Source organism: Citrobacter sp. W9 (genome assembly GCF_026719375.1).
Lineage (GTDB): Bacteria > Pseudomonadota > Gammaproteobacteria > Enterobacterales > Enterobacteriaceae > Citrobacter > Citrobacter werkmanii.
The window spans coordinates 1-24,793 of sequence record NZ_JAPPTE010000013.1 but is presented as its reverse complement, the minus strand read 5'-3'; the positions used below and the strand labels follow the sequence as shown (position 1 = coordinate 24,793).

The 24,793-nt window shown below is 50.6% G+C and carries 20 protein-coding genes; 14 read left to right on the top strand and 6 right to left on the bottom strand.

From position 1 onward, the window contains the following. The first annotated feature begins 58 nt into the window (after positions 1 to 58). Positions 59 to 964 carry an OmpG family monomeric porin gene (locus OOJ59_RS17690; protein WP_085048118.1) on the top strand — a complete coding sequence of 302 codons (906 nt, stop codon included), beginning with the start codon at positions 59 to 61 and terminating at the stop codon, positions 962 to 964. A gap of 31 nt (positions 965 to 995) precedes the next feature. Here the strand turns inward: OOJ59_RS17690 and OOJ59_RS17685 are convergent, their stop codons facing one another. Beyond that, a complete protein-coding gene (locus OOJ59_RS17685; RefSeq protein ID WP_038640893.1) occupies positions 996 to 2,006 on the bottom strand; it encodes a LacI family DNA-binding transcriptional regulator in 1,011 nt (336 codons plus the stop codon). Positions 2,007 to 2,236: 230 nt separating this feature from the next. Between OOJ59_RS17685 and pspE the strand changes: the two genes are divergently transcribed. From pspE to OOJ59_RS17660, 5 genes are all read left to right on the top strand, one after another. Further along, entirely contained in the window at positions 2,237 to 2,554 is a 318-nt protein-coding gene (gene pspE / locus OOJ59_RS17680) for a thiosulfate sulfurtransferase PspE (protein WP_038640891.1), read from the top strand. 142 nt (positions 2,555 to 2,696) lie between these two features. Then, positions 2,697 to 4,094, top strand: coding sequence for a YcjX family protein (locus OOJ59_RS17675; protein ID WP_160956291.1), 1,398 nt, complete (start codon positions 2,697 to 2,699; stop codon positions 4,092 to 4,094). Continuing rightward, the gene (locus OOJ59_RS17670; RefSeq protein WP_087856139.1) at positions 4,091 to 5,152 is read left to right on the top strand and encodes a YcjF family protein; all 1,062 of its coding nucleotides are present in this window, start codon (positions 4,091 to 4,093) and stop codon (positions 5,150 to 5,152) included. The genes OOJ59_RS17675 and OOJ59_RS17670 overlap by 4 nt, the downstream gene beginning before the upstream one ends. Before the next feature lie 146 nt (positions 5,153 to 5,298). After that, on the top strand, positions 5,299 to 6,840 hold the full coding sequence (gene tyrR / locus OOJ59_RS17665; protein WP_038640886.1) for a transcriptional regulator TyrR: 1,542 nt from the start codon (positions 5,299 to 5,301) through the stop codon (positions 6,838 to 6,840). A gap of 217 nt (positions 6,841 to 7,057) precedes the next feature. Next, positions 7,058 to 9,550: a lysozyme gene (locus tag OOJ59_RS17660; RefSeq protein WP_319022732.1), complete on the top strand. Its 2,493-nt coding sequence runs from the start codon at positions 7,058 to 7,060 to the stop codon at positions 9,548 to 9,550. Between the two features lie 155 nt (positions 9,551 to 9,705). Here the strand turns inward: OOJ59_RS17660 and tpx are convergent, their stop codons facing one another. Next, complete coding sequence (tpx, locus tag OOJ59_RS17655; protein ID WP_085048121.1) at positions 9,706 to 10,212, bottom strand: thiol peroxidase; 507 nt, start codon at positions 10,210 to 10,212, stop codon at positions 9,706 to 9,708. Between the two features lie 115 nt (positions 10,213 to 10,327). On the opposite strand from tpx, the gene ycjG reads away from it, so the two are divergent. Beyond that, the gene (ycjG, locus tag OOJ59_RS17650; RefSeq protein WP_087856141.1) at positions 10,328 to 11,293 is read left to right on the top strand and encodes an L-Ala-D/L-Glu epimerase; all 966 of its coding nucleotides are present in this window, start codon (positions 10,328 to 10,330) and stop codon (positions 11,291 to 11,293) included. Here the strand turns inward: ycjG and mpaA are convergent. Next, positions 11,268 to 11,996 (bottom strand): murein tripeptide amidase MpaA, encoded by a 729-nt coding sequence (gene mpaA, locus OOJ59_RS17645; RefSeq protein ID WP_087856184.1) that lies wholly within the window; start codon positions 11,994 to 11,996, stop codon positions 11,268 to 11,270. The genes ycjG and mpaA overlap by 26 nt on opposite strands. Before the next feature lie 184 nt (positions 11,997 to 12,180). Here mpaA and mppA point away from each other — a divergent pair, with 184 nt between their 5' ends. Next, the gene (mppA, locus tag OOJ59_RS17640) at positions 12,181 to 13,794 is read left to right on the top strand and encodes a murein tripeptide ABC transporter substrate-binding protein MppA (RefSeq protein ID WP_160956494.1); all 1,614 of its coding nucleotides are present in this window, start codon (positions 12,181 to 12,183) and stop codon (positions 13,792 to 13,794) included. A gap of 347 nt (positions 13,795 to 14,141) precedes the next feature. On the opposite strand, the gene OOJ59_RS17635 is transcribed toward mppA, so the two are convergent. After that, complete coding sequence (locus OOJ59_RS17635; protein ID WP_038640872.1) at positions 14,142 to 14,603, bottom strand: Lrp/AsnC family transcriptional regulator; 462 nt, start codon at positions 14,601 to 14,603, stop codon at positions 14,142 to 14,144. Positions 14,604 to 14,937: 334 nt separating this feature from the next. Here OOJ59_RS17635 and dpaL point away from each other — a divergent pair, with 334 nt between their 5' ends. From dpaL to OOJ59_RS17615, 4 genes are all read left to right on the top strand, one after another. Further along, positions 14,938 to 16,140, top strand: a complete 1,203-nt coding sequence (gene dpaL, locus OOJ59_RS17630; RefSeq protein ID WP_087856185.1) for a diaminopropionate ammonia-lyase — start codon at positions 14,938 to 14,940, stop codon at positions 16,138 to 16,140. A 119-nt stretch (positions 16,141 to 16,259) separates the two neighbouring features. After that, on the top strand, positions 16,260 to 17,552 hold the full coding sequence (locus OOJ59_RS17625; protein ID WP_137347863.1) for an aromatic amino acid transport family protein: 1,293 nt from the start codon (positions 16,260 to 16,262) through the stop codon (positions 17,550 to 17,552). Positions 17,553 to 17,577: 25 nt separating this feature from the next. Beyond that, positions 17,578 to 18,816: a Zn-dependent hydrolase gene (locus tag OOJ59_RS17620; protein WP_087856144.1), complete on the top strand. Its 1,239-nt coding sequence runs from the start codon at positions 17,578 to 17,580 to the stop codon at positions 18,814 to 18,816. 19 nt (positions 18,817 to 18,835) lie between these two features. Next, complete coding sequence (locus OOJ59_RS17615) at positions 18,836 to 19,999, top strand: M20 aminoacylase family protein (RefSeq protein ID WP_160955945.1); 1,164 nt, start codon at positions 18,836 to 18,838, stop codon at positions 19,997 to 19,999. A 51-nt stretch (positions 20,000 to 20,050) separates the two neighbouring features. Here the strand turns inward: OOJ59_RS17615 and OOJ59_RS17610 are convergent, their stop codons facing one another. Then, positions 20,051 to 20,944: a dihydrodipicolinate synthase family protein gene (locus OOJ59_RS17610; protein ID WP_087856146.1), complete on the bottom strand. Its 894-nt coding sequence runs from the start codon at positions 20,942 to 20,944 to the stop codon at positions 20,051 to 20,053. Between the two features lie 21 nt (positions 20,945 to 20,965). After that, entirely contained in the window at positions 20,966 to 21,661 is a 696-nt protein-coding gene (locus OOJ59_RS17605) for a B3/B4 domain-containing protein (protein ID WP_087856147.1), read from the bottom strand. A 43-nt stretch (positions 21,662 to 21,704) separates the two neighbouring features. On the opposite strand from OOJ59_RS17605, the gene OOJ59_RS17600 reads away from it, so the two are divergent. Then, a complete protein-coding gene (locus OOJ59_RS17600; protein ID WP_160955946.1) occupies positions 21,705 to 22,307 on the top strand; it encodes a helix-turn-helix domain-containing protein in 603 nt (200 codons plus the stop codon). Positions 22,308 to 22,920: 613 nt separating this feature from the next. Further along, on the top strand, positions 22,921 to 24,330 hold the full coding sequence (locus OOJ59_RS17595; RefSeq protein WP_160955947.1) for a hypothetical protein: 1,410 nt from the start codon (positions 22,921 to 22,923) through the stop codon (positions 24,328 to 24,330). Positions 24,331 to 24,793 lie beyond the last annotated feature (463 nt).

Below are 24,793 nucleotides of genomic sequence, written 5' to 3'. Positions count from 1 at the left end.
GGGGGATAACCCCCCGAATCTTGGTGTTTTTTTTAGAGTATTTTAACAAGGAATAATAATGAAAACCCTACTGTCCGCTACTGCGCTGATTATGAGCGCAGGAGTGGCCTGTGCGCAGGCCGCTGAAAAAAATGACTGGCGCTTTAATATCGGTGCCATGTACGAAATAGAAAACGTTGAAGGTCAGGGCGAAGATATGGATGGACTGGCTGAGCCGTCAGTCTATTTTAATGCGTCCAATGGACCATGGAAAATATCTGTGGCCTATTATCAGGAAGGTCCGGTTGATTACAGCGAGGGGAAACGCGGTACCTGGTTTGATCGCCCGGAACTGGAAGTTCGCTATCAATTCCTCGAAAGCGAGGATGTTAATTTCGGCCTGACCGGTGGTTTCCGTAATTACGGCTATCACTATGTTAATGAACCAGGAAAAGACACTGCCAATATGCAGCGCTGGAAAGTTCAGCCGGACTGGGATATTAAACTTAGCGACGATTTGCGTTTTAGCGGCTGGCTGGCAATGTATCAATTCGTCAATGACTTGAGTACCACAGGTTACTCCGATAGCCGCGTTGAAAGCGAAACCGGTCTGAATTATACCTTCAACGAAACGGTGGGCTTAACGGTCAACTATTATCTCGAACGCGGTTTTAATCTGGCGGATTCGCGTAATAATGGCGAGTTCTCGACCCAGGAAATCCGTGCTTACTTACCGTTGTCTTTAGGCAATACCACCCTGACGCCGTACACCCGTATTGGCCTTGATCGTTGGTCAAACTGGGACTGGCAGGATGATCCGGAACGTGAAGGGCATGATTTCAATCGCCTTGGTTTACTGTATGCTTATGATTTCCAAAATGGTTTATCAATGTCACTGGAATATGCCTATGAATGGGAAGATCACGACGAAGGTGAAAGTGACAGATTCCATTATGCGGGGATTGGTGTGAATTACGCATTCTAAAATGTGCAGGGGCATTGTTATGCCCCTGTTTTTACACCAGTGAGTCGGCCAACGATATTTGCGTACCCACGGTGATGTTCTGCAATCCTTTCTCACCGGCAATCAGATTAAATAATAAATTACAGCTTTGTTCGCCGAGTTGCTGGGTTGGGACATCAATGCCTCCCGGCACGGGTGTCAGCATAAATGACAGCAGTTCATTACTGTAGCCTACAACGGCAAGCTGTTGCGGAATGGCGATATTTTTCTCAGCCGCCACGCGATATAAACTCATTAACTTTAAACTGTCGGTGGCAAATACTGCGTCGGGTAACGGTTGTTGACTCAGTAATTTCCGCGAAGCGAGCAGGGCGGTCTCATGAGTATAACCCCCATCAATAATCCACTCATCGCGTATTTGAATATTATGTGCCTGAAGACTGGCTTTATACCCGTTGACGCGATCGATGGAAACATGAACGTCAAGCGGGGCATGTAAACAGGCAATATTACTGTGGCCGCTCTCAATAAGCGCATTTGTCAGTGTGATGCTGTCACGATAGTTATCAGTGTCTACAGAATACACATTGGCATACTCTCCTTCCACTTTACCAATAACCACGACCGGGACGTTATATTTATCCAGTCTTGCAAAAAAAGATTCATCGGCGGGAGAACTCAGCATAATGATGCCTTTGATCAATTTTTGCTTAATTTTACTCTCACATTTTTGTAAATCATCTTCGGTGCTTCGCGACGTCTGTAATATGACATCAAAACCGACTTCTTCGGCTTTGGCCGTAATAGCATGCAGCACTTCAGAGAAAAAGGGATTACCGGCGGTTGTTTTGGCAGAACGGGTTGATATCACCATTATTGCGTCAAAGCCGGAAGAGGTGAGCGCCCGAGCCAGTTTATTGGGCTGATACTGTAACTCATCAATAGCGCGCAGCACTTTTTCCAGCGCTTCCGGCGAGATGTTGGTTTGCTTATTCAGCACGCGCGATACCGTGGATTTTGATACGCCAGCGGCTCGTGCAATATCATAAATGGTAGGAGACATAGATCCCAAGCTCCGTCCGAGAGTCAATGGCGGACATATTATGGAGTTCAATGCCGAATGACAACAATCACAGAATGCTGACAGAAAAATCAAAAGACACACCGCACAATGTGTTACCTGAAGAACAATGCGATCTGCTGGTGTGTACGATGATAATGCAGTCGCAATATTTTCTTAAGAACTGGCGTATAGTGTTGTAGTGAAATCCAACTATCGATCAGGAAGATATTATGTTTAAAAAAGGCGTATTAGCGTTGGCTCTGGTCATTGGCATGCCGGTTTATGCTGCCGAACACTGGATTGATGTTCGTGTTCCTGAGCAATACCAACAGCAGCATATTCAGGGGGCCGTCAATATTCCGTTAAAAGAGATGAAGGCGCGTATCGCAACAGAAGTGCCTGATAAGACCGACACCGTGAAGTTGTATTGCAACTCCGGGCGTCAGTCGGGGCAGGCGAAGGATATGCTCGTTGAAATGGGCTACACGCAGGTGACGAATGAAGGTGGAATCAACCAGATCGCGCTGCCAAAAGTAGAGAATAACTAAACCATCCGTATATCTTCTGTAACAGGCGGCAGGAATAATGCCGTCTGACACCGCTCAGGTAGTTGATAAATAAGAATTGACCCCTATCTTTACTTCCTGTTTGTTATAATTTCTTCGGTTCCTTCAGCATAACGGGATGGCGATGAAGCGACTTAAAAATGAACTCAATTCGCTGGTTAATCGCGGCGTAGATCGGCATTTGCGCCTGGCTGTCACCGGGCTTAGCCGTAGCGGTAAGACTGCGTTCATCACCGCGATGGTAAACCAGTTACTCAATATTCATGCCGGTGCGCGTCTGCCGTTGCTCAACTGCGTGCGCGAAGAACGTCTGCTCGGCGTTAAACGGGTTCCTCAACGTGATTTTGGCATTCCGCGTTTTACCTATGATGAGGGACTGGCTCAACTGTATGGTTCTCCGCCAGCCTGGCCGACACCGACGCGCGGGGTGAGCGAAATTCGCCTGGCGCTGCGCTACAAGTCCAATGACTCTTTGCTGCGCCACTTCAAAGACACCTCCACGCTATACCTGGAAATCGTCGATTATCCGGGCGAGTGGCTGCTCGATCTACCGATGCTGGCGCAGGATTACCTGAGCTGGTCGCGGCAGATGACCGGATTATTGCAAGGTCAGCGGGGCGAATGGTCGGCCAGATGGCGACAGCTATGCCAGGGGCTGGATCCGCTGGCCCCTGCTGATGAAAACCGTCTGGCGGAAATTGCCGCGGCGTGGACGGAGTATTTGCATCAGTGCAAACAGCAGGGACTGCATTTTATTCAACCAGGACGCTTTGTCCTGCCGGGAGATATGGCGGGTGCGCCCGCGCTGCAATTCTTCCCGTGGCCGGATGTGGAAGAATACGGCGAATCTAAGCTGGCGCAGGCGGACAAACACACCAACGCAGGCATGTTGCGCGAGCGGTTTAATTACTATTGCGAAAAGGTTGTGAAGGGCTTTTATAAGAATCACTTCCTGCGTTTTGATCGCCAGATTGTACTGGTGGATTGTCTGCAACCGCTCAACAGCGGGCCACAGGCGTTCAATGATATGCGTCTGGCGCTGACCCAATTGATGCAAAGCTTCCATTACGGGCAGCGTACGCTGTTTCGTCGGCTGTTCTCTCCGGTGATCGACAAACTGTTATTTGCCGCCACCAAAGCTGACCATGTCACGGTCGATCAGCATGCCAATATGGTGTCGTTGCTCCAGCAACTGATTCAGGATGCCTGGCAAAACGCCGCGTTCGAAGGTATTAGCATGGATTGTCTGGGCCTGGCATCGGTACAGGCAACCACCAGCGGCCTGATTGATGTGAAAGGCGAAAAGATCCCAGCGCTGCGTGGCAATCGCCTGAGCGATGGCGAACCGCTGACCGTCTATCCTGGTGAAGTGCCCGCACGACTGCCAGGACAGGCATTCTGGGACAGCCAGGGATTTCAGTTTGAAGCATTTCGCCCGCAGGTGATGGATGTTGATAACCCCTTACCGCATATCCGTCTTGATGCCGCGCTGGAGTTTTTAATAGGAGATAAATTGCGATGAGCGAGCCGTTAAAACCGCGTATCGATTTCTCAGGTCCGCTGGACGTGGAACAAAACACGGCGTTTAAAGCGCAGCAAATGTTCAATGAAACGGAAGCGCAGACCTTTGCTCCGGCGACACTGGATGAGCCTCTGGAAGACGAAGGTCAGGCAGAAGCGGTGATTGATGCTGCCTTGCGTCCTAAACGCAGTTTGTGGCGCAAAATGGTGATGGGCGGGCTGGCGCTGTTTGGTGTGAGTGTTGTCGCACAGGGCGTACAGTGGACCATGAATGCCTGGCAGACTCAGGACTGGGTCGCGCTGGGAGGGTGCGCCGCGGGCGCGCTGATCGTCGGCGCAGGCGTGGGTTCAGTGGCGACCGAGTGGCGCAGGTTGTGGCGTTTGCGCCAGCGAGCGCATGAACGTGATGAAGCGCGAGACCTGCTTCATAGCCACGGAACAGGAAAAGGTCGCGCATTTTGTGAAAAGCTGGCGCAGCAGGCGGGTATTGATCAGTCCCATCCGGCGTTACAGCGCTGGTATGCCTCTATCCACGAAACGCAAAACGATCGTGAAATCGTCAGCCTGTATGCCCATCTTGTGCAACCGGTGCTGGACGCGCAGGCGCGACGTGAGATCAGTCGTTCTGCGGCGGAGTCCACACTGATGATTGCCGTCAGCCCACTGGCGCTGGTGGATATGGCATTTATCGCCTGGCGCAATCTGCGGCTGATTAATCGTATTGCCTCGTTGTATGGCATTGAGCTCGGGTATTACAGTCGTCTGCGTCTGTTCCGGCTGGTGCTGCTGAATATCGCCTTTGCCGGCGCCAGCGAATTGGTCCGCGAGGTTGGTATGGACTGGATGTCGCAAGATCTGGCCGCGCGCTTATCCACACGTGCTGCGCAGGGTATTGGTGCCGGGCTGTTAACGGCGCGTCTGGGTATTAAAGCGATGGAACTCTGCCGTCCGCTCCCGTGGATCGATGACGATAAACCACGACTTGGGGATTTTCGCCGCCAGTTGATTGGTCAGGTCAAAGAGACCTTACAAAAGAACAAATCTCCGCGTGAAAGTTAACTGGAACAGGGTGTCGATGGTATAACTTTACGCCGCGGCGCCCAATTTTCCAGCGTGCTGTCAATATTTGTTGACAGAGTTCTTCCTGCAAACCAAATACTGTCTTATCATTTAACACATAATCTCTTGTCCAGGTGAAGGTTCCTATGCGTTTGGAAGTCTTTTGTGAAGACCGACTTGGTCTGACCCGCGAATTGCTCGATTTACTGGTGCTAAGAAGCATTGATTTACGCGGTATCGAGATTGACCCCATCGGGCGAATTTACCTTAATTTTGCGGAACTGGAGTTCACCAACTTCAGTAGTCTGATGGCTGAAATCCGCCGTATTTCAGGAGTTACGGATGTACGTACCGTCCCCTGGATGCCTTCCGAACGGGAACATCTGGCGCTGAGTGCGCTGCTCGAGGCATTGCCTGAACCCGTTCTTTCTCTGGATATGAAAAGCAAAATTGAGATGGCGAACCCTGCGAGCTGTCAGCTTTTTGCTCACTCTCAGGAGCGGATGCGTAATCATACTGCCGCCCAGTTAATCAATGGTTTTAACTTCCAGCGCTGGCTCGAAAGCAATCCGCAGGATTCACATAGCGAGCATGTCGTGATTAACGGACAGAATTTCCTGATGGAAATTACGCCCGTTCATTTGCAGGGTGAAAATCAGGAGCAAATGCTGACGGGAGCCGTCGTCATGCTGCGTTCCACCATCCGGATGGGGCGTCAGTTGCAAAATATGACCACGCAGGATCTGAGTGCGTTTAGCCAGATTATTGCCGTCAGCGCCAAAATGAAGCATGTCGTAGAACAGGCCCGTAAGCTGGCGACGCTGAGCGCACCGTTGCTGATCACCGGTAATACCGGTACGGGTAAGGATCTCTTTGCCCATGCCTGTCATCTGGCGAGCCCGCGTGCGGCGAAGCCGTATCTGGCGCTGAACTGTGCGTCGATCCCTGAAGACGCGGTCGAAAGCGAGTTGTTCGGTCACGCAGGGGAAGGTAAAAAAGGGTTCTTCGAGCAGGCTAACGGCGGCTCGGTGCTGCTGGATGAGATTGGCGAAATGTCGCCGAGCATGCAGACCAAATTGTTGCGTTTCCTCAATGACGGGACCTTCCGCCGGGTTGGCGAAGATCATGAAGTCCATGTCGATGTACGTGTGATTTGCGCCACGCAAAAGAACCTGGTGGAGCTGGTGCAGAAAGGTTTGTTCCGCGAAGATCTGTATTATCGTCTGAACGTGCTGACCCTCAACCTGCCGCCGCTGCGCGATTGTCCGCAAGATATCATGCCGCTCACCGAACTGTTTGTGGCGCGTTTTGCCGACGAACAGGGCGTACCGCGTCCGAAACTGTCTGCCGATCTCAGTACGGTATTAACCCGCTACGGTTGGCCAGGTAACGTGCGCCAGCTTAAAAATGCCATCTATCGGGCGTTGACCCAGTTAGAGGGATATGAGTTGCGACCACAGGATATATTATTGCCAGATTACGATGCGGCAACGGTTGCGGTCGGAGAAGAGGTGATGGAAGGCTCGCTGGATGAAATTACCAGCCGCTTTGAACGCTCTGTGCTGACGCAGTTGTATATGAATTACCCCAGCACGCGTAAACTGGCCAAACGGCTTGGTGTTTCACATACTGCGATCGCTAACAAGTTACGCGAGTATGGTTTGAATCAAAAGAAAAGTGAAGAATAAAGTATTATTGCCAATCCTGATTATGGGGTTGGCATTTTTTATTTGTTCATATTATTAATTTATTTTAATGTATTTATATTGAATATTAATACTCATGTGACCAGTATCCCTCATTCTTAATTAATTATCCCTGTAGTTGCTATTCATTTCACTCATTCCGCATTCCTCTTACAATTAACCGCATTTTGAATAATGCGATTATTAATAAGGGATGATTATGAAACTTAATATATTTACCAAAACAATAATTGGAATGGGCGCATTATGCGTCGCAGCACCCGTATTGGCTCTTGAAGCCTGGAGTGGACAAGAAGGAACCGGCCCTTACGAAGTTATTTATGACAGCGGCGTCTATACCAATGCCTGGTGGGTTGGCGCTTCAGATTGTCCGGGAAATGCCTCAGATGACGAAGCTAATAATCCCTGGCGTTTTGAACGTGATGCAACCGCTGCAGAAATCGCAGAATACGGTAACCCGACAACCTGCGACACTGGCGGCGGTACGGTAACCTATCCGGACTACAGTAGCGCAAATGCCTACAGTGCCAATGATATTGTTACCTACAACGGTGCGACCTGGCAGACTTCTACCGCACAGAGCGCATACGGTTTCACGCCGGGCGCAGCCAATCCATGGGAAGTGTATGCGGAAGTCGCGCAGTGGTCGGCAACCACGACGTACAATAAAGGCGATAAAGTTCAGAAAGATGGCCAGGAATATGAGGCGCTCTTTTATACCATTGGCGATGATCCTTCCCTGGAGGCAAACCAGAACCCGTCTGGCACCAATGGTCGCCCGTGGAAACCGCTGGGTGCTGTCGTAACTTATACGACGGATCAACTCAATAATGCGCCTGAATTTAATTCTTCAACGCTGTATGAAAGCGGGACACTCATTCGATATAACGGCGAAAACTATGTTTCCCAGGCTAAAGTCCAGAAAGTCACGCCAGCCGATACCAATCCGTGGAAAATTTATATTGACTGGTCCGGCACTAAAGCAATGGTCGGGACACCTTCATCTGCATGGCCTGCTCATGTCTACGCGCCGTATGTCGACTATACCCTGAACTCGCTGCCAGACCTTGCCAGTCTTGCCAAAAACCAGAATGTGACCCACTTCACCATGGCCTTTGTGGTGGCGAAGGATGCTGATACCTGTCTGCCAACCTGGGGCACGGCCTACAACATTAATGACTACACGCAGTACAGTAAAATTAAAGCGCTGCGTGAAGCAGGCGGAGATATCATGGTCTCCATCGGTGGCGCCAACAACTCGCCGTTGGCGGCAGCCTGTACCGACGTATCACAACTGCAGCAACACTATTATGACATCGTTGAAAACCTCAACCTGAACGTGCTGGACTTCGATATCGAAGGGACCTGGGTTGCCGACCATGACTCCATTAACCGCCGTAACGAAGCCGTTAAGGCTGCGCAGGATCAATGGAAAGCTGAAGGTCGTAGCGTAGGGATCTGGTACACGTTGCCTATTCTGCCTACCGGTCTGACCGATGACGGTCTGTATGTACTGAACGATGCGAAGGCCAAAGGTGTATATCTGGCGGGCGTAAACGTGATGGCGATGGACTACGGCAGCAGTATCTGTCAGTCCGACGGTACGGAAGGGCAGAATATTCATGGCAAATGTGCAACCTCAGCCATAGAAAACCTGTCAAGCCAGTTAAAACAGATATTCACCGATAAGAGCGATGACGAGATCAACGCCATGATGGGCGTTACGCCGATGAACGGCTACAACGACGTGCAGGGCGAAGTGTTCTATCTGTCGGATGCTAACCTGGTGATGGACGATGCCAAAGATCGCGATATGGGCATGATTGGTATGTGGTCGATGATGCGTGATCAGCCGGGTGTTGCCGGTCAGGTCTCGCCGGAACACAGTGGGTTAACGGAATCTCAGGCACCGCAATACGCCTTCAGCGAAGTGTTTGCACCGTTTACCCATAGCGATGAGACACCGGCAGAGACGGAAATCAAAGACATCAATGTTGACAAATCGAAATCTAACCCGGAATTAAAATGGACGCAAAATACTGCCAGTATTGAGAGTGGGGAGTATACCGTCACATTGCAACACGATGGCTGGAATATTGATGCCGTTGGTGAGCCGTACTATTTCGGTAAATACGGCAACAAAGGGAACGACCAGGTAACGATAACCGATTCAGGTAATGGTTATTCCACGGTTAAGTTATCCATAATGTCTGGATTCATTACCGAAGGGCATAACGTTACAGTTACCGATGCGAAAGGTAACGTTGTGTTAACTTATCAGTACACACTTGAAGATGTGAGTACGGGCAGCCCTTCGCAAATTGCATCGTCAGAGACGTCGGTTAAAAATGGTTCGTTGACGTATACGATTAATGCAAGTACGTCGATGATGATTACGTATCAGTACGTTAACTTTTATTACGATTCAACCGACGCGAAAGGAAAAACGACCACCAATTTTTGTGGCTCATGGTTCCATGGGGGGGTCAAGAAGTCCGGTAAAGGTTGTTCCACGGTGTTGAATTCGCAGCGGGGTTACTGGTCGCCTTCTGAGACTATCTCTGTGAATAAACTGAAAGCGGGTGATAAAGTTTATGCGGCTACCGCCGACGGCAGTAGTGAAAGTGCAAAAATATTTACCGTGCTGGATTCGATTACCTTAACGGATGAGATGTTAAAAGCGTCCAGGTAAGTTAAAAAAGTCCTCACCTTCAAAGCCGTAACAGCAATGTTACGGCTTACTTGTTGTCTATGGAAAACCCCCAGCCTGGCTGGAGGGGCTGTGCACAATAAAAAACCCCGCCGTAGCGAGGTTGAGAATGTGTTGTATAGAAGGCTAAGTGTTTATTACGCTTTCAGCACGTCCAGAGCGGCAGTGTAATCCGGCTCGTTGGTAATTTCATTGACCAGTTGGCTGAAAATAACGTTGTCATTCTCGTCGATAACCACCACGGCGCGCGCGGCCAGCCCTTTTAATGGGCCTTCAGTGATTTCAACACCGTAGTTTTTCAGGAATTCTGCATTGCGCAGGGTGGACAGCGTGATAACGTTGCTCAGACCTTCCGCACCGCAAAAACGAGAATGTGCAAAGGGCAGGTCGGCCGAAACGCACAGTACGACGGTATTGTCGATTTCTGTCGCCAGTTGGTTAAACTTACGTACCGATGCCGCGCAAACGCCGGTATCGATGCTTGGGAAAATATTCAGCACTTTGCGCTTGCCGGCGAACTGGCCCAGCGTAACGTCAGACAGATCTTTAGCCACAAGGGTAAAAGCCTGAGCTTTGCTTCCTGCCTGAGGAATGGAGCCAGCGACTGCAACCGGGTTGCCCTGGAAATGAACGGTTTGTGACATGGTTATCTTCCTGTTTACATATAGTTAACGTCGAGGCTAGTTTATGCCATCAGCAGTTAACACGGCAAACGCTATTTGCGGATATCCGCTTCAGGGACTGCACTAAGGAAAACGAATGAGAACAGTAAAGGTATATGAGGAAGCCTGGCCGCTGCACACTCCCTTTGTTATTGCCCGTGGGAGCAGAACCGAAGCGCATGTGGTGGTGGTCGAAGTGGAAGAAAATGGTGTCACAGGCGTCGGAGAGTGTACGCCTTATCCGCGCTACGGTGAAAGCGATGCCTCAGTGCTGGCGCAAATTATGAGCATTGCGCCACAACTGGAAAATGGACTGACGCGTGAAGAACTGCAAAAGCTGCTGCCAGCGGGAGCGGCGCGTAACGCGGTGGACTGTGCGTTGTGGGATCTGAATGCGCGACAACAGCAGTTGTCTCTGGCTGAGCTGGTGGGTTGCGAACTGGCTGAGGTGGTGACGACAGCGCAAACGGTGGTGATTGGAACGCCCGAACAGATGGCGGCGAGCGCGGCGGCACTGTGGGAGAATGGGGCGAGACTGCTGAAAGTCAAACTGGATGCCCGTTTAATCAGCGAACGGATGGTTGCCATTCGTGCGGCTGTTCCTGAGGCCACGATCATCGTCGACGCTAACGAATCCTGGCGGGCAGAGGGCCTGGCCGCGCGCTGTCAGCTTCTGGCTGATTTAGGGGTTGCGATGCTGGAACAACCGCTCCCGGCGCAGGATGATGCCGCGCTGGAGAATTTTGTGCATCCGCTACCGATCTGCGCAGATGAAAGTTGCCACACCCGCAGCAGCCTGAAAGCGCTGCACGGGCGCTATGAAATGGTCAATATCAAACTGGATAAAACAGGGGGCCTGACCGAAGCGCTGGCGCTGGCCGTCGATGCGCGCGAGCAGGGATTTGCGCTGATGCTGGGCTGCATGCTGTGTACATCCCGGGCGATTAGCGCGGCGTTACCCCTCACGCCGCAGGTCAGTTTTGCCGATCTCGATGGACCTACCTGGCTTGCCAGCGACGCGGAGCCATCCCTGCATTTTACGACCGGACAGCTTCATCTCTAGGGTGCCAACGCAGGAGATTGGACATGGCCAGCAGGTATTTCTCGCTCGCTTCATCGGATGAAATGGGCGGAAATTCGGCGGTGATACAGTGCAAGTTCAGGTCGGCGCACCAGCTACCAAAAGAGCCAGGCGTTTCGTAACCTACGCTGGTGACAAGCGGCAATTCAAATGACTGCGCCAGCCATGCGCCTAACTCGCTGCGTCTGGGATCTTCAATACAGGCCAGCGGATCGTGAAAAGAAACCACCCAGGCGGGATGAATCCGGTGAATAAGATGACACAGCGCCTGGGTTTCTGGTTCTGACCCCGGATGCTCGCCGGTCAGCAAAACCACGTCGCGTTCTTCGGCACTACTGTTCCAGCGATATACCGTTTCACCCGCTTTCCAGTTTGCGGCAGGAAAATTACGGTTAAGATCTACGCCGTTCGCATTTGCGCGCAGCCCAAGCTGGCAACCGTCGGGGTTCACCGCCAGCACCACATGGTGACGACGCAGGGAAGGGTTAAGCGTACGCAATGCGCAGGAAAGGGTGACGACAGATGAGTTTTCGTCGCCGTGCGTACCTGCCAGTATCAGGCCGCTTTCATGATCGGCTGCCAGCGCAGGAAACCAGATTAGCGGTGCGCCTAACGATGAACGTCCGTAATGTTCGGTTCCTGGCGGAAATGCGCCGCGCTCGGCACGGGGACGGGTAGCGGTCATAGTCATCTCTAAATGCTCGAATAGTTACTCGCAGTGTTGTGCAAAATGTATGGATAATCAAATCGTTTTCACACACTTATCTTTTCAGGTGTAATATCACTTTCTTGTCGGAAGTTAATTGCATTTCCTGCTGGCGATACAAATAATTACACATTCACTTAGTAGCCGGAATTGAGGGTATTTTATGCAGCATTCTGTTTCAGTAACCTGTTGTGCGCTGTTGGTTAGTAGCATTTCCTTATCATGGGCTGCTGATGTTCCCAGCGGAACGGTACTGGCAGAGAAACAAGAACTGGTGCGGCATATAAAAGATGAACCGGCGTCGCTTGATCCGGCAAAGGCCGTCGGGCTTCCTGAAATTCAGGTTATTCGTGATTTATTTGAAGGGCTGGTCAATCAGAATGAGAAGGGAGAAATTGTTCCTGGCGTCGCCACCCAGTGGAAAAGTAACGATAACCGCATCTGGACGTTTACGCTACGCGACAATGCGCAATGGTCCGATGGTACACCGGTAACGGCGCAGGATTTTGTCTACAGCTGGCAGCGTCTGGTTGATCCCAAAACACTATCACCGTTTGCGTGGTTTGCTGCGCTGGCGGGTATTAGCAATGCTCAGGCGATCATCGATGGCAAAGCAGCGCCTGATAAGCTTGGCGTTAGCGCGGTCGATGCGCGTACATTAAAAGTTCAACTGGATAAACCGCTCCCCTGGTTTGCCAATCTGACGGCAAGTTTTGCATTTTATCCGGTACAAAAAGCCAATGTTGAGAGCGGCAAAGAGTGGACCAAACCGGGTAATCTGATTGGTAACGGCGCCTACGTGCTCAAAGATCGCGTCGTAAATGAAAAACTGGTCGTTGTACCGAATACGCATTACTGGGACAACGGCAAAACGGTTCTGCAAAAAGTCACCTTCCTGCCCATTAATCAGGAATCGGCAGCCACTAAGCGCTACCTTGCGGGTGATATTGATATCACGGAATCCTTCCCGAAAAACATGTATCAGAAACTGTTGAAGGATATTCCGGGCCAGGTTTATACCCCGCCTCAGCTTGGCACTTACTATTATGCCTTTAATACCCAGAAGGGACCGACTGCCGATTCCCGCGTGCGCCTGGCGCTGAGTATGACGATCGATCGTCGTTTGATGGCGGAGAAAGTATTAGGTACCGGCGAGAAGCCCGCCTGGCATTTCACGCCGGATGTTACGGCAGGATTTGTACCTGAACCTTCGCCGTTTGAGCAAATGAGTCAGGAAGAGTTGAATGCTCAGGCGAAAACCCTGCTGCGTGCAGCTGGCTATGGTCCACAGAAACCGCTTAAACTGACGCTGCTGTACAATACCTCTGAAAACCACCAAAAGATTGCTATCGCAGTGGCTTCTATGTGGAAGAAAAGCCTCGGTGTCGACGTAAAACTGCAGAATCAGGAGTGGAAAACCTATATCGACAGCCGTAATACCGGCAATTTTGATGTGATCCGCGCTTCCTGGGTGGGGGACTACAATGAGCCTTCTACGTTCCTGTCGTTATTAACATCGACCCATACGGGCAATATCTCCCGCTTTAATAATCCGGCATACGATAAAGTATTAACTCAGGCTACGTTGGAAAATACCGAGAAGGCGCGGAATGCGGATTATAATACGGCAGAGAAAATTCTGATGGAACAGGCACCTATTGCACCAATTTATCAGTATACCAACGGGCGGTTAATTAAACCGTGGCTGAAAGGGTACCCGATTACTAACCCTGAAGATGTCGCATACAGCCGCACAATGTATATTGTGAGGCACTAATCAGTACTGGCCTCATGTTAACGCAAGGTAACCACGGATAAACCCAGAGCTGGCGCAGTTTACCGCGCTAGTTTCTCTTTAGCATCTGAAAGCCAGAGAGAAAAACTGCAAGATTGCAGACCGTGATGGCCTGTATGTTCTGGTTACGCCAGCGGATTCGGTGTCCTTTCTGTAGTCTCTCTGTTTGTAGCCCAATAAAAAATCGTTTTCCCCGTTACTCGGGGGGATAGTCATGTTATCTGTCATCTTCTGGCAGACAAGTAGAATTCGCATATGGAAGGGCGGATTTCGGAAATAAATTAGACATGGGCCAATTTCTGACCTGCCGCCATCATCCGCCGGGCGTTTTACTCGATAACCACTGTCATTTCCTGCTTGGCATTTTGCATCGAAACGAGGGTGCGGAAGGATTTGATATTCCCTGATGCGAAAAAGAGATCGCGGGTCAGGGCCTCGTACTCCGCCATATCGCGGACGTTCATTACCAGCAGGAAATCAAAATCGCCGGTAACGTAATAAACCTGTTGCACCTGCGGACAACTCACGAACCGCTGCTTGTCTTCTTCCAGCAGATCGAGACGCTCATTTTCAATGGTGACCTGCGCCATGATAGTGATAGGGCGACCAACTTTAGTGGCGTCGATCAGGCTGACGCTGCCTCTAATAATACCGGCTTCTTCCAGTGCAGCGATCCGCCGATTGACTGCCGAGGGGGAAAGGCTGACGAGATCGGCGATCTCTCGCTGCGACAGGCGATTATTGCGCTGCAACAGTGTGAGTATTTTTTTATCCCAAGTGTCCAGTTTCATCGTTTCAACGGCCTTATAAAAGTGTGATACGCCTCACTAATGCAACTTTGTTGCGCCAGATAGGTAAATCAGATTGAAAATTGCGCCTCTTAGGGCAATTTTGCGCCATTTTACCGTTGGGGGCAGTGTACCATCTCAATCAGTGGGAAGACGATAAATCGTGTTTTTTAGCCGATAACGACACAACCCACATTATTTCACAACCCGTTCATTCCGTTATTCGGCCTGCGCTTAATTTGGCCGCGTGGAGCTCTACGCCTGTTGTTTAGTGGGGGGAATTAATTCATCGCGGCATGACGGTATGAATAAAAAAGGTGTATTTATGACGGACATAATGAAATACCAATTCAATTCTCGCCAAAAAGTTTATGGTCAGGGCGTCGATCTCAGCCTGCTCAATGACCGTGTCGGCGCAGACGTGCTGGCTTTTCACCAGAAATTTCCTGACTACCGGGTAACGCCGCTACGCAAGCTGGGCTATTTAAGCCAGCGTCTGGGGCTGGGGTCGCTGCATATTAAAGATGAGGCGCAGCGATTTGGTCTTAATGCGTTTAAAGGGCTGGGTGGATCTTATGCTATGGGGAAATATCTCGCCGAACGACTCGGGCGTGACATTAATACCCTGAGCTTCGCCGATCTTAATTCGCCGGAAATTAAAGCCCGCATTAAAGATATTGTGTTTGTGACGGCCACCGACGGCAATCACGGGCGCGGCGTGGCGTGGGCGGCGGAGCAGCTTGGGTTACGGGCGGTGGTCTACATGCCGAAAGGTTCATCGCTGGTGCGGGCGCAAAATATTCGTCGACATGGCGCTGAATGCACCATCACCGATCTTAACTACGACGATACCGTGAGGCTGGCTGATAAAACCGCTAAAGAGCGGGGATGGGTGCTGTTGCAGGATACTGCCTGGCAAGGTTACGAACAGATTCCAACCTGGATCATGCAAGGTTATATGACGCTCGCCGTTGAAGCCTGGGATCAACTGATGCAAAGCGGGGCGCCGCTGCCGACACATCTCTTTTTGCAGGCTGGGGTTGGCTCCTTCGCGGGCAGCATCATGGGCTATTTCGTCGAAAAAATGCAGCAGCAAGCGCCGACAATCGTCATTGTCGAACCGCATAAAGCAAATTGTCTATACCGCTCGGCGACCATTAATGATGGTCAGCCGCACAGCGTCGGCGGCGATATGGCGACCCTGATGGCCGGACTTGCCTGCGGCGAGCCGAACATCACCAGTTGGCCGATGCTGCGCGACCATGCCCGCTGCTTTATCTCCGCTGACGATCATCTTGCCGCCAACGGTATGCGTTTGCTGGCTGCGCCGCGCCCCGGCACCGATGAACCCTTTATTTCCGGCGAATCCGGCGCTATCGGCGCGGGGGTGCTGTATGCGCTGATGACCCAGCCGGAGTTTCGCCATCTCGCCGAATCGCTGCGGCTCAATGCCGATGCGCACGTCCTGTTAATCAGTACCGAAGGGGACACTTCCCCGGATGTCTATGAAGACATCGTCTGGTTTGGCCGCAATGGCTAACCGCCAACGGCAATAATAAGAGGGCCATCTTACCTACCCTACATGCCCTTGGTATGACATGCGTTCTGACAATAAATAAAACATATGCGATTTCGCGTAATGCTGAGAGAACATGACCGATGAATACTGAAACTGCTGTTACAGAAGAAAGAGGATATTGTAATTCCACAAAATGGCATGGCGAAGATACCGTTTGGGTGCTTGGCCTGTTCGGAACGGCGATTGGCGCTGGGGTGCTGTTTCTACCAATAAATGCCGGGATCGGCGGCTTTTGGCCGCTATTGATTGTTTTCGTTCTTGCTTTTCCGATTACCTATCTGGCGCATCGCGGACTGGCGCGCTTCATTTACTCTTCGAATACGCCGGAAAGCACCATTACCGATGTTATCGGCGAACATTTCGGCGCGCTGGCGGGGAAGGTGTTTACCGTTATCTATTTTTTCGCCGTCTATACCATTTTGATTATGTATGCAGTGGCGATCACCAATACTGCGCAGAGTTTTATCCGCCACCAGCTCGGCTTGGCGGAGCCGCCACGGGCGCTGGTGGCTATCGTGTTGATTCTCGGGCTGATGCTTATTGTCCGCCTGGGGCAGCGGCTGATCATGCGAGTGATGAGCACCCTGGTTTATCCCTTTATTATCTCGCTGATATTTATGTCGCTGTTTCTGATTCCGCACTGGAACGGCGCGATTTTTCACACCGTAAGCATTAGCGCGATGGGGGATGGGCGCAGCATTTTCTTGACGCTGTGGATGACGTTTCCGGTATTGGTGATGTCGTTTAACCACTATCCGATTATTTCGCCGATGGTCGTGCGCCAGAAACAGCGCTACGGCCTGGAACTTGCCGAGCGCAAATGCGCACAGATTCAGCGCTATGGCATCCTGTTGATGATAGTGGTCGTGCTGTTTTTCGTCCTCAGTTGCGTGTTAAGTCTGTCGCCACAGCAACTGGCGGAAGCGAAGGCGCAAAACCTCTCAATACTTTCGTATCTTGCGAACCAGTTTGACACGCCAATTATTGCCTGGCTGTCGCCGATTATCGCATTTGTCGCCATTACCAAATCATTTCTGGGCCACTATATCGGCGCGTATGAATCACTGCGAGACCTGATTCTTGAGGCTGCCGCCTCTCGGGGGAAAAAGCCAGGTATTCGCGCGGTTGACGCTGTTATCCTGGTTTTTATGGTTCTGACCTGCTGGTTCGCTGCCTATAAAAACCCCAGTATTCTCGGCATTATTGAGTGCATCAGCGGCCCTACTGGGGCGGCCATCCTACTGCTGTTACCGATGTATGCCATCCATAAATTACCGGTGCTGGCACCGTATCGCGGCAAAGCCAGCAACATTTTTGTCACCCTGATTGGGTTGATTACCGTATCTGCCATTTTTTACGGCATGTTCCAGTAACCACGATGAATAGCGAGATGTTTTTATGAGTCATTATCTGCAGATTAACGGCCAGCGGCTTATCGATTCTTTGTTCGCGCTCGGCGAATGTGGCGCGCTGGAGGGCGGGGGCGTCTGTCGCCTCGCGGCGACCGCGGAGGATAAAGCGGGCAGGGACTTTGTCGTTGCAAGAATGAAAGCGCTGGGTCTGGCAATCTATATCGATGCTATTGGCAATGTTACTGGCGTCTATGCCGGTGAAGAGGCGTTACCGATGGTCATGATGGGCTCGCATATTGACACCGTCGGCACTGGCGGTTTGTACGACGGCAATTACGGCGTGATGGCGGGTCTGGAGGTGATTGCCACTCTTTTAGAGGCGGGCATTCGTCCCCGTCGTCCGCTGGCGGTCACCTTCTTTACCAACGAAGAAGGCGTACGTTTTCAGCCCGATATGATGGGCAGCGTGGTGTTTGCTGGTGAATATCCTCTTGATGCAGCGTTGGCAGCGAAGGATCTTGATGGGGTAACTCTTGATGAGGCGTTATGCGAGATTGGTTACAAAGGCGCTTGTCGACCGGGCGACCTGTCGGTGGATAGCTACGTTGAACTGCATATCGAACAGGGACCGATCCTCGACAAAGAGAGAATTGATATCGGAGTGGTAACCGGCGTGCAGGGCATTTCGTGGCAGGAATTTACGTTGACCGGTGTCTCCAACCATGCGGGCACCACGCCGATGAATATGCGCCACGATGCCGGACTGGCGGCGGCGAAGATCGCCGTATACGCCCGTGAACTGGCGCTTACTCTTGGTGGCGATCAGGTGTCTACTGTCGGACATATGGTCTTTAAACCGAACCTGATTAACGTGATTCCCAACCATGTCGTGATGACGGTGGATTTGCGCAATACCGATAATGAGACCTTAAAACTGGCGGAACAACGGCTTGCCGAGTTTGTCGCCAGAACGGCACAAGAAGAGGGCGTTGAAATAACCAGTCGTTCGCTGGTGCGCTTTAACCCGGTTATTTTTGCCGATGAAATTGTCAATGCCGTAGAAGACGAGGCAAAGCGTCAGGCGCTGAGTTGTAGGCGTCTGCCGAGCGGTGCAGGTCATGATGCGCAGTTTATGGCCTCGGTTTGCCCGGCCGGGATGATCTTCGTCCCCTGCGTTGATGGCATTAGTCACAACGTCAAAGAGCATAGCGAAGCCAAAGACCTGATTGCCGGTGCCAACGTGCTGCTGCAGGTGGTATTACAACGCGCCCAGCGCGCGGAATAGCGTTTTACAGGAGAATAATATGAATCAGGAACAGTTAAAGCAGCAGCTTATTGCATGGCGTCGTCATCTGCATGCCAACCCGGAAAGTGCCTTTGAAGAGGTAAAAACTGCGCAATTCATCGCCGAAAAACTCGAGGCGATGGGGATCGAAGTGCATCGTAACATTGGTAAAACCGGGCTGGTGGGTGTGCTGAAATGCGGTGACGGAAAGGGCGTTATCGCTATTCGCGCCGATATTGACGCTATCCAGTTGACAGAACAGGGCGAGCGGTCTTATCGATCGGGCACCGCTGAACGTATGCACGGTTGTGGACATGACGGCCATACCTGCATTGCGCTGGGTGCTGCGCAGTTGCTGTTGCAGCGTCAGAACTTCAATGGCACCGTCTGTTTTGTTTTTCAGCCAGCTGAAGAGCCGGGTTACGGTGCGAATGCGATGATGGCGGACGGCGTTATCGAGCGTTTTGCCATTGAAGAGATTTATGGTCTGCACAATATGCCAGGCATGAAGGCTGGAACCATCGCTACGCGGGTGGGGGGGATCATGGCCAGTGAAGATAACTTTATTATTCGCATTACCGGTCAGGGGGCACATGCCGCACGTCCGCATATGAGTAAAGATCCGTTGGTGATTGCGGCGGAGATTATTCTGGCGCTGCAAACCATCGTTTCGCGCAACGTCGATCCTAACGTGCCGGCGGTTATTTCATGTACGGAACTGCACACCGATGGCATCCGCAATGCCATTCCCACCCATGTTGAAATTAAGGGCGATACCCGCAGCTACTCCCCTGAGGTGCAGACCTTGCTGGAAGAACGGATGCGAACCATCAGCGAAGCCATTTGCGCGATGCATGGGGCGCAGTGCGAGTTTATTTATACGCACGAGTTCGCGCCAACGGTGAATTGGCAACATTGCGTGGACGTGGCGGTGAACGCGGCAGAGAACGTTGTGGGGGAGAAGAACGTCGATGGCAATGTCGCGCAGATGATGATCTCGGAAGACTTCGGCGCTTTCCTGCAGAAAATTCCAGGCTGCTTTGTCTTTTTAGGTAACGGCGATGCGTCAGACCCGCAGGGCAATACGCCGCTGCACAATGCCTGTTATGACTTTAACGATGAAATTTTACTAACCGGCGCGGAATATTTTGCCGAGATCGTCAGAATCCGCCTGTCGCAGTAATGCCCGGTCAGGTTTCAGAAGGACCGGCAGACATCCGGTCCTCAAGGGCGGTTATTTCAGCTCCAGTGTGGTTATCACACGGGCAATATCCGCGATATCACCTGCTGACAAAGGCTGCAGGGGGCGAGGGAGGCAGTCCGTATCGGTAAGTCCAAGCACGCCTGCGGCAGCAGCAATAACGCGGATGCTTCCGCCATGTTTACGGAACAGCGCCCACAATGTCTCAAGGCGCGTTGTCAGGGCAGTAACGCGTTCATGATCGTTCGCCGCCGCTGCGTCAGTAATTTGTTTCGCCATCACCGGAAACAAACCACCGCTAACGGAGTACCACACTTCGCAGCCGGCGTTTAATCCCAGCCCGGCATAAGCATCCCCACTGATACCGATGGTTACGTCAGGGCGCAGGTGTTGACGCAATCCCTCTACCCGCTCTCTCGCTGCAGTCGGGCTATCCGGGACACCAGGGAGCTTGACCGAGCGAACCCCCTCCAGTGAGGATAGACGCCCGTGCAGTTCATCCGTAAAGGTAAAATGTGTGGTGCCCGGGTTATCATAGATGCACACCGGCACAGACGCGTGTCGGGTAACGGTCTCAAATAGTGCGAAGACTTCTTCGTCACGGAGCGGCTGGTAGCTGACAGCCGGGAGCAGCAGGGCACTTGCGCCCGCGGCTTGCGCATCGTCTGACAGATGCAGGATGGCTTCCGTGCTGACAGCTCCCACACACACCATGACAGGGATCTCTCCGGCGTGCTGTGTTGCCAGAGTCGCGATGCGCTTGCGTTGCTCCCGGGTCAGATAAGCGTAGCTTCCGGTTGACCCCAGGATACCCATAGAATCAACCCGGGCTTCTGTTAGGCGAGAAAGAATATGACTGAAGCCCTTTTCATCCACGCCGCTGGTGGTGACTGGAGTTAAGGGAAACGCAGACAAGCCAGTAAACATAGGTGTTTGTCCTGAATAAGATTACTGGTGCTGATCTTCGATGAGAGTAATTTCAAACCACAGACCTGGCATCATTTTTTCCAGACCGTCAGTCAGCATTCTTCCTGCTTCATGAAGCTTTTCCAGCGGCATCTGTGGCAGACTTTCCAGAATAAACCACATTTGCTGCGCTTCAACACTTAAACGTGTCCTTATCCCTTGCCTCCAGTTCCAGCGACGGCAGGTGACGCCAGCATTGTCACGCCAGATAACCTCTCCGGGGGAGGGATACTCGATAACAGGTGCGCCTTCTTTCATCGTGTCAAAGGGCTCGGTACCTTCCGCAATGGTCAGACGCGGAATACCCTGGTAAGCGGAAATATTCTCGCCACCAACCGGAACGGCATAGAGAAGGCTGATGGCGTTATAAAGATCAACAACAGGATCCAGTGCTGGCATCATCCCATCACGAAGCACGCGCTTACGTAGCGCATCAGCTGAACAAGGCGTGCGCTTTGGTTTGGCGCCAAATGATTGAAAAACGCCAGCCCATGCGGCCAGATGAGACTCCGCCCATTCCGGTCTGCCTGCCAGAACCGCCTCACAAGCTTCCAGCAAGGCGGCCCTGCCAACGTCAGGATTCTGTACCGGCGCGGCTTTTACGTAGATACTAAGCGCTCGAAAACCGGGAGCAGTACGATAAACTTCCGGGGCAATTGACGGAGAATGTGTTAACACGGGATAATCCTGTAATGACCAATTTATTTTATGATATCGACCAATGACCAAAAAAGTCAACTTAATGACCGATGCGGGTGCAGATGTCAGCACCGTCAATGAAGCTGTTTCGCAGCGAATTAAGCAGTACCGTAAACAAAAAAAAATGTCGCTTGATGAGCTGTCCAGGCAGGCAAATGTCAGTAAGGGAGCGCTGGTCGAGATTGAAGGATGTAAGGCCAATCCCAGTATTGCGCTGTTATGCCGTCTGGCTGCAGCAATGGGGGTATCGGTGGCTGATTTTGTCGATGTAGGGACAAAACCAACCGTCCATCTTATTGCTGAATGTGAGATCCCTGAACTCTGGAAAGGCGACAAAGGAGGAAGAGCAAGGCTTCTTGCTGGTTCCGGGGGGCCGGATATGACAGAGCTCTGGATGTGGGAAATGCAGCCAGGAGAAAAGTTTGCTTCTCCCGGTCACTCTACGGGAACACTTGAATTGTTTTATGTACAAACGGGGACGCTCACGCTTGGCGTACAAGAGCATCTGTATCTGGTTAATTCCGGTTGTTCTGCAACGGCCAGAACGGATGTCCCTCATTTCTATGAAAACCGGGGTGAGAGCCCACTGATATTTATCATGACAGTGAATGAGAAAGCATCCTGAGTAACTCGTAAGAATGAGATGTGTAGGGATAAAAATCGTCCGGACATACGCTCAAGATCTATTTCTCAGAGATAACTACGGGCTGGCTTTGTTCCCGATATACCTGTCTGTCAGATCCCGTGCTTTGTCATCTCCGGAAACTGAAGGCTGGTGAAGGATACCGGCCTCCCGGGCATTTGCATCGCATAGCGATGCTGTTCAATCACTGACCTGCATTGTTTTGACTATCCTCAGACAACAGTACCTCCCTTAAAGCTGTGATGATGAATATAACCATATGATTTTATGGGTTTTCATTGTTATACCTATTCTGTCATTAACGTATCTGACTTGCTGAGTCATACATACATAATCTGCGTTTTTTGGGTTCACCTTTCAAAAGATTTATAGATCTTGGTCAATATGTTGACCTTATTATGCCAATAACATGACCGGTAGATCCTGACGATCACACTGGCTGAACCCCAGGATCAAGGTACTTTATACAAAGATATTTGGACTAATAAGGCAATTTGAAGAAGAAAACGCAGCCACTGGTCTTACTGCTCTGTCAGTTTGACTCACTGGCACGTGTTCAAAAATCTCAGCAAAAGCCATAACAGAGATAACATACATGATAAAACCAACGGACTATGAACCTGAACCAGGTCTGGGGAAACATAGCTGGCCACAGGTAATCAAATGGCTACTCATCATTCTGGTCATTTATGCAGTATGCAGTGTTTTTATTTCAAATCCTTTTTCTATTTTTGTGGACAGAGTAACTCCCGTAGATTACTCAAGAATAATGTATTTTCATGGCTTGTCTGTAGGTCTTGCTGGTCTGACTGCTCTACTGGTTAGTCAGATTTATGGTCTTGACGGAAAATTCAAAAAAATTATTTTCTATTGCACAATCGCCACAATTTTAATTGGTGTAAGTGGTGGTGCGATCAATCGTTCTATGGAATACAGCAAGCTTGCATTGTGGTACCAAATTCTTTCTTTTTTATCGCTTGATGTGATACTGATAACAATGTTATCAGGACTTATTCTGTCAAAAAATAAAGAATTAAAGTCATCACGAACATATTATCTGGTTATAGCCGCATCCTGCACAGCTGTCATTGCCGCACTGATTGGCGATTTAGCCGGGTTCATTCTTGATTTTGGCGATTGGCTGGGAATATTAGGTTGGTATGCTGGTAAGATTGGTTATACCCTACCGGAATGGCAGGACAATTTACTACGCTCTCACTCTGACATGATGGTAGTGGCTGTCATTGGTCTTATACTGTCGGCAGTGACCTGGAGATACGGGAGATATTTATCCGGATATGCTGCAAAGATAAAAGCAACTGGTGAATGGCTGGTTATTTTTGGGCTGGTTGCTGTTGTTATTATTTTAGTGGTATCAGGTTTCGGTGGTTCTCATTTACAGATCCCTCATATATTTACAGAAAAAGGATTCTTTGAACCCAGAGGCCATAGTGTGGCTGGTATTGATTTAGGTGATTTTACAATCGGTACCTTTATTTTATGTGGCGGTTTACTTCTGATTGGCTCAATACTTTTCGGAAAAGGGAAAAATGGCGTCAAACTAAACGAATCCAGCAAGTACACTCTTATGGGGATCTTCCTTACATGGTGTAGCATAGTGATTACCGTAGCAGGTATGGGGTTCCTGGAAGAGTATCGAGCCGATCTTTATAACTCAGCTAACCCTGTGCCACTAGGGGAGTATGGTTTTGCATTCCGCATGCTGCATCTTGATGTCAGTTTGATATTATTTCCGGCTATTATGGTTGTTATGTTGTTTGCCCAGCATTTACTGAAGGATGAACAGACAAAACTTATCCAATGGGTTTTACGCACAGGCGTCTTGCTTTGCTCTATTGGATCCCTGATATACATGATACTGAACCCCCAGGCCTTTGGTCCCGGTTACTGGGTCGTCGGCTCCGGTTTCATATTTGTTGTAATGGGGATGTGCTACTTTTTTGTTAAAAGCGATAATCACATTAAAGAAAGATTTAATCAGTAAACCATCATCTGGATCCTTTAAACGGATACAGACGATGGCTGTTGGTTACGTATTACAGATCAGGTGCCACCATTAAGGTGGTATCATTAGTTTGATCTCATCTGAATGTTGTAGTCTGTTATGCAGACTACAACATTACTCAGAATTTATAGTGTCGACCTGAAGGGGCTATGTCCGGAACCATTAATTAGGTTCATATGCCATGTTGGTTCCGTAGAGCCAGTCCTGTCCTGATGCGTTCATAAAAGCTGATATCGCAGCCTTTATCCTTTCTTACCCTCATCTTTAACAGAACAACCTCATCTGTATTAATGAATGCCATGCATAGGTCAAATCTAGACTGGCCCCATAGATCACCAGACACTTCGCCTCTCTTAAAATAAGAGGTAGTCTTAGACCTATGTTTAGCACCAGTCAGAATAATAAGATGGTTGAAGTGTTATCAGGACCTGAGCGGCGTCGG

Excerpts from the sequence above, each read along its gene's own strand:
- tpx (WP_085048121.1), bottom strand. The coding sequence starts at position 10,212 with ATGTCACAAACCGTTCATTTCCAGGGCAACCCGGTTGCAGTCGCTGGC.
- pspE (WP_038640891.1), top strand. The coding sequence starts at position 2,237 with ATGTTTAAAAAAGGCGTATTAGCGTTGGCTCTGGTCATTGGCATGCCG.
- dpaL (WP_087856185.1), top strand. The coding sequence starts at position 14,938 with ATGAAATACCAATTCAATTCTCGCCAAAAAGTTTATGGTCAGGGCGTC.
- mppA (WP_160956494.1), top strand. The coding sequence starts at position 12,181 with ATGCAGCATTCTGTTTCAGTAACCTGTTGTGCGCTGTTGGTTAGTAGC.
- OOJ59_RS17620 (WP_087856144.1), top strand. The coding sequence starts at position 17,578 with ATGAGTCATTATCTGCAGATTAACGGCCAGCGGCTTATCGATTCTTTG.
- OOJ59_RS17625 (WP_137347863.1), top strand. The coding sequence starts at position 16,260 with ATGAATACTGAAACTGCTGTTACAGAAGAAAGAGGATATTGTAATTCC.
- OOJ59_RS17600 (WP_160955946.1), top strand. The coding sequence starts at position 21,705 with ATGACCAAAAAAGTCAACTTAATGACCGATGCGGGTGCAGATGTCAGC.
- OOJ59_RS17660 (WP_319022732.1), top strand. The coding sequence starts at position 7,058 with ATGAAACTTAATATATTTACCAAAACAATAATTGGAATGGGCGCATTA.
- OOJ59_RS17595 (WP_160955947.1), top strand. The coding sequence starts at position 22,921 with ATGATAAAACCAACGGACTATGAACCTGAACCAGGTCTGGGGAAACAT.
- OOJ59_RS17610 (WP_087856146.1), bottom strand. The coding sequence starts at position 20,944 with ATGTTTACTGGCTTGTCTGCGTTTCCCTTAACTCCAGTCACCACCAGC.
- OOJ59_RS17675 (WP_160956291.1), top strand. The coding sequence starts at position 2,697 with ATGAAGCGACTTAAAAATGAACTCAATTCGCTGGTTAATCGCGGCGTA.
- OOJ59_RS17690 (WP_085048118.1), top strand. The coding sequence starts at position 59 with ATGAAAACCCTACTGTCCGCTACTGCGCTGATTATGAGCGCAGGAGTG.
- ycjG (WP_087856141.1), top strand. The coding sequence starts at position 10,328 with ATGAGAACAGTAAAGGTATATGAGGAAGCCTGGCCGCTGCACACTCCC.
- tyrR (WP_038640886.1), top strand. The coding sequence starts at position 5,299 with ATGCGTTTGGAAGTCTTTTGTGAAGACCGACTTGGTCTGACCCGCGAA.
- mpaA (WP_087856184.1), bottom strand. The coding sequence starts at position 11,996 with ATGACCGCTACCCGTCCCCGTGCCGAGCGCGGCGCATTTCCGCCAGGA.
- OOJ59_RS17685 (WP_038640893.1), bottom strand. The coding sequence starts at position 2,006 with ATGTCTCCTACCATTTATGATATTGCACGAGCCGCTGGCGTATCAAAA.
- OOJ59_RS17635 (WP_038640872.1), bottom strand. The coding sequence starts at position 14,603 with ATGAAACTGGACACTTGGGATAAAAAAATACTCACACTGTTGCAGCGC.
- OOJ59_RS17670 (WP_087856139.1), top strand. The coding sequence starts at position 4,091 with ATGAGCGAGCCGTTAAAACCGCGTATCGATTTCTCAGGTCCGCTGGAC.
- OOJ59_RS17615 (WP_160955945.1), top strand. The coding sequence starts at position 18,836 with ATGAATCAGGAACAGTTAAAGCAGCAGCTTATTGCATGGCGTCGTCAT.